Consider the following 13,077-nt stretch of genomic DNA (forward strand, 5'->3'; position numbering starts at 1 on the left):
CAGAGTCCCTAACTGAAGGGATACGTGAAGGGGCCATAAAACGGTTGAGTGAATCGCCAAATCGTAAAGGGTGTACCGATGACTAGGAACACCACTGCCAAGATGATGGATGAGCGACGGTCCCAAGTCTGAGTAATCGCTGTATATAGGAAAGCGATGCCAGCCGTGATAAGAAAAAGAGGTCCAATAGTCACCATGAGCCACTCGACGATGTACCCCATATCAATGTCCCTCCGCTAAGGCGGCTCCCCAGCCGTTCCGCGTGTCTTACAACGTTACGGGACGCTGGCCCGAGTATCGAGGCGAGTTCTGGTCAGAGTTTGGTAGCGATTATGCTCGTGCAGTGAATACTCAGCCCTCATGGTTCGACCAAAACGCAGGTTGGATCGGTTTCGTCAGCGCGATACTAGGTGTAATCAGCTTCGGACTGTCCATATTGTTCTACGTTTGGGGTCGGAAGCCGAAGCAGTTGGGTTGGCGCGTGCTGAGCAAATACGGGATGATCCGCGGCCGAAGGGCTCTGCCCAAACTGAGCGTGAGCTACGGGGGCCAGGAGCTTTTCAATCCCGTCGCAACGCTCGTGCGGATTGAAAACTACGGCAAGGTTGAAATTCGAAAGGAAGACTGGGAGATACCCGTCGAATTCAACTACGACGAGAGCCGTATCGTCCAGGCTGCGATTGTGGACAAGTCGGACGGGAACATCGGCGCCACCATCAACGAGCACAACCTTAGCGATGCCAAGTGCACGTTACAGCCGATGCTGCTCAACCAGGGTGAGTGGTTCGACGTCCAGATAATCACAGACGGTCCGGTAGAAGAGCCGGCCATCAACGCCCGGATTGCCGGGGTTACTGGCAAGTTGGCCGACATGGAAGAGCGGAAGCAGAAGTTTCAGCGGTGGATGTTTTTGGCGATCGTGGCGGGCGTTGCGCTCCTGGCTGTGGCATCCGTTAGTTTGTTTGGACTCGATGCGATACCCGTCTTCACTGCCGTCTTTGCCCTCGTAATCACGCTTGTTGTAGATAAGTTTTTGGTGGGAAAGCCTAAGAACAAGTAGCCTCTCTTGGCAGGGTTGGGGGGTTAGCTCATAATTCGGGATACCAAGGAGCCCTCAGGGGCTGATACCCCCAATATCAGACAGCTCGAATTCTTGAGGCCGGTCAAAGTTTGGGTGTGTCCTAGAGGCGTCTGATGTTCCTGGGCGCGGATGCAGCCTGGGTCAGTTCGGTGGCAAAGTTGCTGTTCAGGAAGCGGTGGCCATCGGCTTTCTCGATGAGAAATTCAATGGCGGCTAGCTTCTTACCCGCCTTGGTGTTCTGCATATAGAAGTCTTCGACGTTCGATAGCTCAATCGCGAGTTCGCGCTTGCGACTGCGGAAGTCCTCCTCAAACTCCACAGCTTTCGCGTTCACTATTTTGTTCGCTTCCGGAATGATCCGGTGCGTCAGAAGCACCTCATTGACTTCGCCCAGGCCAGCCGCCGCGATGATGCCAGGCGCGATGTGGCGCCGTTTGGTCACCTGCTCCCGGCGGTACTTAGGTGATTCAACCAAGGCGGTCACCATGGCGCGGATGTTGGCGTAGTACTCTTCCGTGCGGGCGTCGTCCTCCGCTTCAGCCTGATCTTCAGCTGCTTGTTTTGCTGCATCTATCTTCATGAGCAGCGGGCCGATCCATTCCGTTTGCGCCGTCCATTGATACGCCAGGCCATCGGCTACCCACCTGACTTCTACGGACACCAGCGAGCCGTCATGTTCTTCGGCGGCTTTGAGCATGCGTTCGGCCGCCGCCGGAAGGTCGTCGTAGCCTTCGGTAGCGCGAATCCGGCTAGCCCAGAACGTCTCGGTCTCCATGGTGATGAAGGGAGCGTTCGCTAATACCGCCACTCGGAGAGCATCCTCGATACTGGCCACAAAGGCGGAGATTTCCACATCTGCCTCCCTGACGATTTCAACGCCAGGAATGATTGCAAGACCGGCCGCGCCGGCTAGGCCTGGAATTTCGTCGACGATTTCAACCAGGTCGGCAGAGGTATAGGTGAAGGTCATGGTTCAGATACTAGGGCGTTCGATTGACATGACTTGTCGCCGGTGACAGTTACGATATGGCCATGGGGGAACCGCAACACGAATATGAGCTCGACGAGCATGACGTACGGATGGTGCAGGAGGCGCAGCCGCGTTTTATGCCGCCGTATGCAGAATTAGCCGCCGACCCTCAAGCCTTTTTATTTCAGTGGGGCAAGATGACTTACGTCTTCGGGTTACCCGACCCCGCCGGCTTTCCGCCATTGCCGACCCCGTTGAGTGAACCCGATTCTGATGCGATCAGCCGGTACATCGAGGTGTGCCGGGAACTGGCGACCTACAGCTTGATAAGTTCCACCGGGGGAGTGTCGGTCAATTGGACCGCCGAAGGGGGAGTTGAAGAGCTCAAAGTTGAAGGACCGCCAAAGGAAGCATTACGCGGATTCGCGGTTTTGTTCCGCCAGCTGCACTCCGACGATGACGAACCGGCCAGCTATAGAACGGTAAAGGGCATCCTGGATAAGGCATCCCACCGAGCTGGCGACGATAAGGTGGCCGAACGGTCAGCCATGCTAAAGCAATGGCATAGCGCGCGCGGCAAGCTGCTCCAGTTCAGTCTTACCGACTTGGCCCGCTCTAAAATGTACGCAGCTCGCAATGCTCCGCCCGAGTTCACCGACATCAACCGCGAGCACTCGCCCACAACCCTGATTTCTATTTTCAACTACGGCGAATACATCCACTGGGGCCGGCGGAGGCATGACCACCGGTCTGCGTTTGAAGACCCGGTTGGTGGCGCTCTGCTTGAGTTTCAGTTTCACGAATCGCTAATAGGGCTGTCGCATTTTTATCTCGGCTTCGCCAAGGTGCTGGAGTCGGCGGCCTCAGCATTCAAAACCCCCTGATTCCTACCCTTTTCGCGCCTTTCCCCTTCCCGCTAGGGGAATACGCGCACATACTGAGCCTTCCAAGCTGTCGGACTCTGCAGCGACAAGTGGAGGTTTCCTGATGCCGAAGAAGCAGGGAAAAGGTAAGCACCAGGGCAATAGCGAGGTAGACCCAAAGAAGCCATGGTGGAAAAACCCCGTGGTGAAGGTGCTGCTTTGGTTGCTAGGCATTGTCGCTGGAACCGTAGGTGCCACGCTGACGGGCGGGCTTAAGCCCATTACCGATGGGGTGTTCAACCACTTTACGGAGCACGGCGACCCAGTCGCGGTCAGTAGCTTAGAGGTAGCCCATGACGAAAGTATATGGGCGACCCCCGCGGGTGAGACGGTGAGCGCTGACGAAGCCCTGCATATGTCTTCTGATGACAAAGAGTTTTTCAGCGACCACCATGCCGCGCGAATTAGTCCGGTTGGAATAAGATTAGGCCTTCAGGGCAATCGAGCCGAAAAGGTACGCGTTACCGATCTGACAACTGAGCAAACTTGCGGGCCACCACAAAATGGCGCTTTCTTTGAAGCCCCAAACGCAGGTGCCGACCTTGTCATCCCAGTGACTCTCAATCTTGACTCGCCACACCCAGTAGCCCTCGCTCCTGCGCCGCAACCCGACCCGAAATTGAAACCAGAGCCAACACCATACTTTGATGCGAATACCGTTTCCTTGGCGAAGGATGAGCAGGTGTTCTTCAAGGTTATAGTCGTCACAACGAAATATCATTGCGACTTCCGACTTGTGATAACCGTGCTCGAAGGATCAGAAGTGCGCAAACAAGTCATTGATGATCATGGGCAGATGTTTTCGATAACACCGCGGCTGCCGTTGAAGGAGTTCCAGCAGGTTTATCTCGGAGGAGTAATGTGTGGAACACGTGGCTTTCACCCCGCTACTAAGGTCTACATTGAGAACCAGCGTACTTACCCGGATAGTCCTTGTGTGGAATAGCGAATAGCACCAAGAGGTCTTGGGTTCAGGAATGCTATAATTCGGGTATATCAAGGAGCCCGAATCTGTGGCCACAATCAAGCAACGAAAAGCCGCTGAACTGCTGGTTGAAAATGGTGGAAACGCCAGTAAGGCTATGCGTGACGCTGGGTATTCCCCAGCCACAGCCAAAACTCCGCAGAAGCTTACTGAGAGTACAGGGTTCCAAGAGCTATGCGACGAGTTGGGTCTCACGGACGAGTTCCTGCTCAAGGCACTCGTGGAGGATATCGCTTCCAAGCCAGGCGACCGGAAGCCGGAGCTAGAGCTGGGCTTCAAGGTCAAAGGCCGGATGACTGAGAACAACACTAGTAAAGCACGGGCAACGCCGGGGGCGAACCTAACCAGCAGATACACTCCCTAAAGATCCATAGACGAGGGGGCAAAGTGGACGTCACAACGAGACTTCGCGAAAGCGAGCTGGCATCAATCCGCGTCCAAATGGACTACGATTTGCGGGAGAACGTGCTCAAGAGTCTGGATGAACGTGGCGGCGCACAGGACTTAGTGCGACAACAGTACACCGGACGATATCCCTTCGAGTTATTGCAGAATGCCAACGACGCAGCACGTGACACCGGAACCCAGGGTCGCGCACACTTCTTGTTGACCGAAACAGCATTGATCGTGGCCGATAATGGTTCCGGGTTTGGTGATCCACAGGTCGAAGCCATTTGCTCACTGGGGAGATCCTCCAAGGACCCATCCGACTCAGTCGGTCACAAGGGGCTTGGGTTCAAATCTGTAGGGGAAATCACCGACCATCCGCAGATTGTCTCGCAGTTGTCTTCATTCCAATTCAACGGTACGCGCGTCCGTGCTGAAGTCGGCCGGCTTCTAGGATTATTACCGCCGCGTCAGAAGATGCCGATTTACGCCTTTCCGTTTCCCGTAGACAATACGGACCTTGGCCCTGATGCTGCCGCGGTTGAGAAACTTCGTGCGAACGGCTTTACGACGGTCATCCGGCTTCCCTTCCGGGACGGCGTCGAACGGAGGACAGTTGAAGCTGCTCTGATTGAAAACCTCGCCTCCCGTCTCCTTCTCTTTCTGCCACATGTCGATCATCTGCAGCTGGAAGGGACTTACCTTGACTTCTCTTCCGAGATCTTTCGCGAAACGGACGGCGGCGTGGAGCACGTCATTCTGGAAACCAATGGCAGTACCGAAGAGTGGTTTATTTATCGAGGCTCTATCGCGCCGGACCCAGCGGTGTTGGAGTCCCTTGGAGAGTCATGGAAGGAGATGGATGAAGTTCGCTTCGCCGTCGCCGTGCCGGTAGACGAACAGGGCCAGCCGCTCGTCGACGCTACATTCCCACTCCACGTCTATTTCCCGACTGACGAAGAGCCTGGCCTCCACGTGGCGGTCCACGCGGAGTGGATGCTGAGTATGGACCGACGTCAGATCGCCACGACTCCCGAAGCGGCAGATTTCAACCGCATGCTGTTCCGGGCAGTGTCACATCATCTCAAGTCGACAGTCGCTCCAGACTTGGTCCGGCGAACTCGGGCGAGTTCCGTCGCGATCGAGGCGCTCGTCCCAGCCAGCGTCCCGCCAGCCGGCGGGGGCGGGACCGCCATGCGCAGTTATTGGAGGGAAGCACTGCTCGCTTCTCAATTTCTGCCGACTGCAGATGGTTCATTACGTCGTCCCGAGGAGATTTTCCTCCTGCCGCGAAGTCTGCCGGATGCCGCGACTGCTCATGACTTGGCAAATCTGGATTGCGCTCACACGCTGCGCCCCGACGTCGAGCAGCTCACTCCGATTAAAGACTTTCTCGCTGGCGTCGCCGACAACCTTGAGATGGGGATTGGCGAGTTTATCGCTTTATTGACTGCGCCGACACGGGAGACTGCGGAGTACTACTACCAGTTCCTGGCGGACTGGCGCGAATCGGTCGGCATGAGAATCGTCAACGAACTCAAGAAGGCTCCAATCGTTCTCGGCGCGGCTGGTCAGCTTCTGACGCCGGGCAGTGACACCATCTTCTTTCCACGGGAGCGCGGTGACACCACCATTCCGGAAGATCTGCCGGTGCCCATTGCATATGTGCCCGACGGCGACGGCGTGAGGAACCTTCTTCGTGAGTTGGGGATCAAGTCATTTGAATGGCGCGAACTCATTCGCGAATATCTGATCAAGATTTTGAGCGACCCTGAACCTGATGGCGACGCGCGTGCTGGCGCTATGGCCGGCCTCCGGGCGTACCACCAGATGCGACTACAGGGAAGCGAGGAATTCGAGCCGCTGCTCGGAGGAGTACTTCTTCCTGCCAGGACGGCAGACGGCTCCGTCCAACAGATGCGTCCTGCAGCCGAGATCTACTTCGGTGCGCCGTGGATCGGTTCCGACCATTTGGAAGTTATCTATGGGCCGTTTGGTCACGCCGAGTTCCTCGACATCGCACCTCCCCAGGACTCCGAAAGCCGCCAGCATGACTTTGACTTTTACCGCATGCTCGGCGTTGTTGAACATCCCCGCCTTTCCAAAGCTGAAACGAACACGCCTGTCAACAACACCATCAGACATCCTCACCGCGGCGGGCTTTTCCGAGAGTGGTTCGAATGCTCTGAAGTCAGGGATGCGACGCAGTGCCCGCAAGGGCACACTCAATCTCAGCAACTGCGCGAGTCATTCCGCCTTGACCGTCATGAAGAACTCATTGCGTCCGAGGATCCTATCCGCCTCATGGCGCTCTGGAAGCAGTTCGCACGACGATGGGGATCGGTTTACGAGGACGGCATGCATGCCATCTTCTACTGCATCCACGGCAGCCATGCCGGCGAGCGTGGCCGTCGTGCCCCTTCGTTGTTCGCCTACACCCTCCGGGCGCAACCGTGGGTTCCGGTTGACCGGGGCAACACGCCGGATCTGGTCCGGCCGTCGGAGGCATGGATCGATGCGGCTCAAACGCCGCGCCGAATCCAACAACGCATCCCGCGAATCAGCGAGGCGATGTATCAAACCCACGGCGGTGCCGGCCTGGCTGCAGCCCTGCGCCTGACAGACGCCGGCCGACCGGGCGTGGCCGATCTTCTAACGCTGCTGGAGGGCATCGCAGAGGAAGCGAATGCCGCAGGGAGGACGAACCGTGAAATCGACCAGGCGGCGCGCTGGGTGCAGCGCACCCTGAACGATGTACTTCGCGATGAGCCCGAGCCACACCCTGCACCAGAGACAGTTCTGCTTCTGGCCAGCCAAGACGGCGTGACCCAGTTCGTGGCACAGCCGGCCTACGCTGACGATCCTCTTCTTCGAGACACTTTCGAGAAGCAACTCCCGATGCTTTCCGCCGAGGTCGGATTGACCAAACTGACCCGTTATCTCGCGCTGAACAAGCTCGACGACTCAGCAGTTACCTCCGCACTTCCCTTCGGTGAGGACCACGGTGCAACCGACGGTCAGGTGAGGCGGCGAATCAACGACATCAAGCCGTACCTGTTGGCGCTGGTTCGCGCCGAGAACTCTAGCGCCGAAAACCGCGTCCGGCCGGCACTTCGGAGGCTCGAACTCGTCGTCTGCGAACGGCTGGTCCTCACGTACGAATTTGGAGGCACGAAAGCCTCGCGTGAGGATGCCGTCTGTTATATCGCCAGCCGCTCCGAGAGACGGGGCAGGAAGACGATCAATGTAGGCACGGCATACCTGGAACTCGATGCCGCAACCGGCCTACCCCATTGGTTTCCGCTCGGACGACAGCTGGCCCAGCACCTAAACGTGCCGACTTTGGCGGACGCATTCACCATGTTGCTTACAGCCTCGCCCGAAGACCGAAACCGCATGATGGCCGACCGCCAGGTCCTGCCACACGACATTTCGGAGGCCAGGAGGCTGCTCAAACTGCCGCAAGAGGAAGACGAGGAACTTTTTAACGTCCTCGATTCGCTTCTACCCGATCTCAGCGAGGCGGATGCCGGTATTTCGTCTGGCCTGGCGGCACTAAAAACAGATCAAGCGGGGGTGGTCTCCGAGCATATTCCTGAGGCGGGGAACCATACGAATGACCCGAGCCAGCACGATTCCGCAGAGGATGAGCAGGAGGTAGCAAGCAAACCCGCGTCAAAGTCTTCCCCTCCAGCAGTCGACTTCTCAGCTGTTACCGTCGTCGACGGCGTACCGGGAGACCCGGTTCAGACCGGCAGGGCCACATCCAGTGGTTACAGGGGAAGCGGGGGAAACGGCCACAGCACCGCGCCAAGCATTCACACGGAGGAAGAAGATCGCCGTATCGGCAAGCGCGGCGAAGAGGTGGTGTTCCACGCAGAACGTCAGCGGCTGAGCAAGCTGGGCAAGAACCCCGACTCGGTTCGGTGGGTGTCCAAGGTCAATGAGCTCTCGCCATATGACCTGGTCAGCCTGGACGAAGACGGACAAGTGATCTACCTTGAGGTCAAGTCGACGAAGGGGATCGATCCTACGGAGACGTTCTACATCTCACACCGTGAGCTGATTGAAGCCACAGTGCACCGGAGTCGGTACTACATTTTCCGGGTTACTCTCGTCGACACTGCAGTTCCAGTCATCACCAGATGGCCCGACCCACTTGGATTGATCAGAAGTGGTAAGGGTCTGCTGCTGCTCGCGAACGCACAGATGGCCCTTTCTCTGGCCGGTGAGGCTGAGGGCGAATGAGGAAAGAGAAAACTGACTGTCGAGGTATGTCCGTATGGATTACCGCGAAATTGCCAGCCGATTTGCCTGGGCAACTGCGCCCGGCACACGCATGTCGGCCACGCGAGATACTCTGCATACTGTGAGCGTGAATCCCGAAGAGGAACCTGAGACAGGCGACGAGGTCGAACTGATCAGCGACGGTGAAAACTTGCTGGTTGTTGGTGACAAGCAGCATGCCGTTGAAAGCTTCTTGCGGACCAAAGGTTTGCTCGAAAGAGCCCGTGAAATCAGTCTCCAAGAACTTGGACCCGCCCTTCGTTCATCGGCAGGGCTCCTCCAGACAGTCTCCGAGGCTGTCACCAACTCAGGTCTCTGGGTGAAGATAACGCCGGAATCGGCGGACGCTATCAAGGAGTTCGGGCTCACGGACAGCGGAGTGCCTGGCGTTGCTTACGCAATGGCTGGCACTCGCGGCTCCATTAAGGAGTGGCTGAGGATCGACACGACCGCCGGAGCAAGGGCAGCGAACCCCGCCGTGCTGTCAGGCATCGCCGGGGCGCTGTCACAAGCCGCGCGCCAGCAGGAGGTCGCACAGTTGCGCCAGTTCCTGGGAAAACTGGACCAAAAACTCGACTACGTCCTCCGCGGCCAGCGGGATGACATTCTGGGCGACTTGGCCGGCATCGAAGGCGAGATCAGGGCTGCCCTCCGTACCGCCAAACTCGAAGGACAGCTCGACTCCCTGACCTGGTCAAAACTCTCCGGCGCATCACTGGAAATAAGACAGGTGCAGTCAAAGGCAATCCTGAAGCTGGCAGGCATCGCGGACGACTTCGACCTTCACAAGCGCATCGGTGACCTCAACCAACACCTCCCGCATGCCAAAAGCGGCGTGCAACTATGGCTCGCGACGATCGCCCGCTGCACCGCGGCTCTCGACGAGCTCGCGATTCTGGAAATCGACCACTACGCCACGATTGCCCCCGGCCAGGTGAATGCCAGACGAATGTCGCTCGAGGCCTCGCGCCGGGATGACCAAGCGGAACTGCATGAGGGCATCTCGGTTCTGCTGCGCCGCATGGACTCGGCAGCGGATCTTGCCAATCAGAACAAGATCTTTCACGTAAAGGCTGTGCCTGCGGTCATAGGGTCAATCGAGCAGACCCGAGGGCTCATCAAGAGGTTCTACGTCGCCTTGAACATCGAAGTCGATTGGGACTCGCTGGACCCAATAGAGTGGAGCGCCGCGATCCGAGAATGGCGACAGTGGAGAAACGGACTGGTGGAAGGCGGCTCGCTGGCATGGGAGAAGGGAAAACCGGTTCTCGGAACCATCGCACTCACAGTCCTGACGGCGGCGGTTAAGGACAAGATCAAGCTTCCCGGGAAGCCCTGGAACTAGGACAAATTTCCCAACAGCCTGGGGGTGTTCTAGCTTGGTACTCCATGTCGCCGGAATCCTGGCCCGTCGGCGTGCGGGCGGTGGAGTCGGTTTTCGGCCGCCTTTGGCCCCATCAAGGTCGTGGCCCGCGACGTTCAGCGCCTCGTAGGCTCTCTGGCAGAATAGACCGTCCATCTTGCCGCTGTAGGTCATACAACGGAGCGGCTCGTACGGTTCTTCGCCGGGCTCGTCGGGTCCTGGGTGCGCCACTCTTGTGCGCACGGGGCTGTTGCCGTGGCGCCGCTGTCTCTGAGACCCATAGAACGCGCTGATCGTGTTTCTGCCCGCGCAGGTCGTCAGGCTGGATGCTACGAAAGGCTGTTGGTGCTAAGTCCTCCTGCAGGGTTCCCTTGTTACCACTGTGAACCGCCAGGGGCGCAGTCGCAGAAGACCGCGGTGAAATGGATAGAGGAAGAATGGGGGGAAAGTGGGTGTTGACAATGTCAACACTTCCGACGCCGGATTGGATGGTAAAGCCTGCGGATTGCCCCTTAATGCGCATGTTTTCGCGAGTTCCCCGTGTTTTCAAGGCCCGGAATGCGGTTCGAGTCCCACCTCGGGCACAGTGTTTCCGCAGGTCAGAGGCTTTTTTGTTTCTAGCTGTTGACAAGGCTTGACTTTTTGAGATCGCCGCTCATCCCCTCTGGGGGTCCTCCCGGCTTTTGGGGTCGTCGGGCTGGGGGAGGAATGAACGCCGACGTGGCGGCATCCATCGAAAGCTATCCGCACTTGGGCATAGTCTCGATGGCATCCGCGACGGTTTTGGGCATGTTGTGCGACTTTGTGACGGGCGAATCCGGATGGATGAACTGGCCGTCGCTTAGCACGAGCCAGGGTAGCGGTATCTCACGAACTTCCGAGCAAACCCGGACCAGCGCGCCCTCGCCGGGGGGCAGCACAAGGGGTTCATTCTTGTGCATTTGAGTATCGCTTTTGCTTAGCTCCGGCAAATGAATCCAATGCGCGTCCATGCGGTGGTCCTCTTGGTCCGGTTCTGTGAAATCGAGAATGGTGATTGGCATGCGACCAGTGTTGGTTAGGATGAAGGTGAAGTCGGAACTGATCATTGACACGACTCCATCGTCTTGAACCTTCAGTCTCGTTTCATTGTCCGACGGGAAAGCGATAGAAAGGTTAGCGCCTTTGATAGCCTCGTTACCCTGTTGAATCTGGATCCCGACAAAAAATAGTCCTGCTACCGTGGCAACGCTAGCCAGGAAGCCGACTGCGGCTGAGACGCCGCCCCAAATCCTCGCTTTGCCAGGTTCTGCAGGGGGCGGCAGGTATGGCGCCAGTTCTTTCACCAGCGTTTTGAGTTGCGAGGTAGTGAGGACCTGCTCGGGTTGTTGGACCGGATCGATTTTCTCCTCTTCCTCGTTTTCGGGCCGGGATTGCGCCCTTTGTGTACTGAGCGGGGCGGAGGTCTTGGTCACCACGGGAACATACCAGATGTTTGAAGCCCAGGTTTGCCTTGGGAAGATGTGACCTTTCACCCCTCGTCTCGGGTCCCTGGCGTGTTGCTGTGGTGGCGGGCATGGCGTCGTACATTGACGCGGCAGCCTTGATCAGTTTCCGGACCGCCATTGTGATTTATCAGGCCGCTTTCGGGGCTCGCGTCTCATCAGGCCGGCGCCTGCCGGTCTTCGTGTTTAGGCGCGCCGGCTGTCACCGGATAGGTGCGTGATTCTCGCATTTGATGAGCGTTGAGGACTGGCGATAATGAACATTTTCGCCACCGAGATGGGCTGATAACGCTGCAGCGGGTGCCATCCTCGACCAATACACTCGATCCAATACAGCTGTACCCGCACCGCTCCAGGTGGACCTTACGAAGCTGCGGCCAGCCCCTCGGAAGCGTCTGCTTCCGTGTCGTGCCATTCCAAGCCATACGATCCGTTCTTTTCCAGGTAAGTGACGCCCTTACCCAGGAGCCGGGCGGAGTCTTGGAACATGCCCAGGCCCGCGTTGCAGGTGGTGCACAGTACGCCGCGCACCTTGCCGGTGTCGTGGTTGTGGTCGATGTGCGTGGCCTGCTGCTCTTCGCACAGATCGCAGAGCCGCGGGGTGCCCAGCAGTTGGTATGCCTCCCGCGGCGTCAGTCCGTAGCTCTTGCCGCGCTCCACAATCCGGTAGCACTTAGGACTGCAGAATTGGGTATCCAGGCGCTTTTCTTCAGGGATGTCCCCAAGGCAGGCGATGCATACCAGGATCCTGTCGGGGGCCCCAAGACGATCTCTCCGGCGGCAGACGTCCGAGCAGAAGAGTCGTTGCTTCGGTGCCGGGCCACCGCAGTAGTGGCAGATCCGGGTGTAGTCACGCATGATTCGGTCGATCGTGCCGTTGGTCCGGGTACGTCCGTAGTGCATTTCGCAAAGCCTGATCCCAGACTTGGTCCCCGACGACCTGCTCTTTTTCTCGCAGCCCTCGACGTCACAGGTGGGACAGTCCTGGCGCTTCTCCTCTTTCAGGGCCTTCCTGCGGGCGGCCTTGCACTCAGGGCTGCAGATCTGGGGCACCCGGCCGCGCCCCATGACCTGATAGTCAAATTCGATACCGCACTGAAGGCAGGTCACCGTATCTTCCCGCGGTTCCTGCCGCACCCGGTTCCTGTTCCGCGGCCTGACGCCGGACTTTTCTGCGTTGAACTTTGACCTGCACGGGGCGCTACAGTACTTTCGCACCGTCGCCCCTCCGACCCGTTCCCACTGGAACTCCTTGCCGCAGTATGCGCAGGCGGTGGTTTCGATGGAGCGGGGTTTAGGCTGCTTGGAGGACATGATCGCAGGGTAAATGCAGGGTCTGACAACCAGCGTTATTGCGTTGGTGTGTTGTTCAGTTCCTTTCAGGTCCGGGCGGAAGCCAGTCCAGCGCCGGCCGTCATCGCCGACCACCACGATGGGGAGGGCTGCATCAGTCCGTCTTCCTTGAACTTGGACGCCGTGTCAGGATGCTCGTCAAGCTGTACCGCTTCGTATGCGATACGCTCGCGCAGGAGTCGGCAGCAGGCGGACAAATAACCGGCCGGTCAAAGCGTGTTGATGAACCGTTCTCGGGATGCTG

The 13,077-nt window shown here is 58.1% G+C and carries 9 protein-coding genes; 6 read left to right on the plus strand and 3 right to left on the minus strand.

The window, feature by feature from the left end; all coding sequences use genetic code 11:
* Positions 1 to 343: 343 nt before the first annotated feature.
* Positions 344 to 1,060, plus strand: coding sequence for a hypothetical protein (locus tag LDO22_RS01725; RefSeq protein ID WP_224025856.1), 717 nt, complete (start codon positions 344 to 346; stop codon positions 1,058 to 1,060).
* Positions 1,061 to 1,181: 121 nt separating this feature from the next.
* Here the strand turns inward: LDO22_RS01725 and LDO22_RS01730 are convergent, their stop codons facing one another.
* Positions 1,182 to 2,051 carry a hypothetical protein gene (locus LDO22_RS01730; protein ID WP_224025857.1) on the minus strand — a complete coding sequence of 290 codons (870 nt, stop codon included), beginning with the start codon at positions 2,049 to 2,051 and terminating at the stop codon, positions 1,182 to 1,184.
* 56 nt (positions 2,052 to 2,107) lie between these two features.
* Here LDO22_RS01730 and LDO22_RS01735 point away from each other — a divergent pair, with 56 nt between their 5' ends.
* The 5 genes from LDO22_RS01735 to LDO22_RS01755 all read left to right on the plus strand — a co-directional run bounded on the left by LDO22_RS01735 (position 2,108) and on the right by LDO22_RS01755 (position 9,978).
* Positions 2,108 to 2,935 (plus strand): hypothetical protein, encoded by an 828-nt coding sequence (locus tag LDO22_RS01735; RefSeq protein ID WP_224025858.1) that lies wholly within the window; start codon positions 2,108 to 2,110, stop codon positions 2,933 to 2,935.
* A gap of 103 nt (positions 2,936 to 3,038) precedes the next feature.
* Positions 3,039 to 3,920 carry a hypothetical protein gene (locus LDO22_RS01740; RefSeq protein ID WP_224025859.1) on the plus strand — a complete coding sequence of 294 codons (882 nt, stop codon included), beginning with the start codon at positions 3,039 to 3,041 and terminating at the stop codon, positions 3,918 to 3,920.
* Between the two features lie 67 nt (positions 3,921 to 3,987).
* Positions 3,988 to 4,323 carry a hypothetical protein gene (locus tag LDO22_RS01745; protein WP_224025860.1) on the plus strand — a complete coding sequence of 112 codons (336 nt, stop codon included), beginning with the start codon at positions 3,988 to 3,990 and terminating at the stop codon, positions 4,321 to 4,323.
* A gap of 23 nt (positions 4,324 to 4,346) precedes the next feature.
* The gene (locus LDO22_RS01750; RefSeq protein WP_224025861.1) at positions 4,347 to 8,594 is read left to right on the plus strand and encodes a DUF3883 domain-containing protein; all 4,248 of its coding nucleotides are present in this window, start codon (positions 4,347 to 4,349) and stop codon (positions 8,592 to 8,594) included.
* Positions 8,595 to 8,721: 127 nt separating this feature from the next.
* The gene (locus LDO22_RS01755) at positions 8,722 to 9,978 is read left to right on the plus strand and encodes a hypothetical protein (RefSeq protein WP_224025862.1); all 1,257 of its coding nucleotides are present in this window, start codon (positions 8,722 to 8,724) and stop codon (positions 9,976 to 9,978) included.
* 758 nt (positions 9,979 to 10,736) lie between these two features.
* Here the strand turns inward: LDO22_RS01755 and LDO22_RS01760 are convergent.
* A complete protein-coding gene (locus tag LDO22_RS01760; protein ID WP_224025863.1) occupies positions 10,737 to 11,450 on the minus strand; it encodes a hypothetical protein in 714 nt (237 codons plus the stop codon).
* Between the two features lie 393 nt (positions 11,451 to 11,843).
* Entirely contained in the window at positions 11,844 to 12,383 is a 540-nt protein-coding gene (locus LDO22_RS01765; RefSeq protein ID WP_224025864.1) for an endonuclease domain-containing protein, read from the minus strand.
* Positions 12,384 to 13,077: the final 694 nt, after the last annotated feature.

Source organism: Arthrobacter sp. NicSoilC5 (assembly GCF_019977395.1).
Classification (GTDB): Bacteria; Actinomycetota; Actinomycetes; order Actinomycetales; family Micrococcaceae; genus Arthrobacter.

Coding starts and splice junctions, on each gene's coding strand:
- LDO22_RS01730 (WP_224025857.1), bottom strand. CDS start 2,051: ATGACCTTCACCTATACCTCTGCCGACCTGGTTGAAATCGTCGACGAA.
- LDO22_RS01735 (WP_224025858.1), top strand. CDS start 2,108: ATGGCCATGGGGGAACCGCAACACGAATATGAGCTCGACGAGCATGAC.
- LDO22_RS01740 (WP_224025859.1), top strand. CDS start 3,039: ATGCCGAAGAAGCAGGGAAAAGGTAAGCACCAGGGCAATAGCGAGGTA.
- LDO22_RS01765 (WP_224025864.1), bottom strand. CDS start 12,383: ATGCACTACGGACGTACCCGGACCAACGGCACGATCGACCGAATCATG.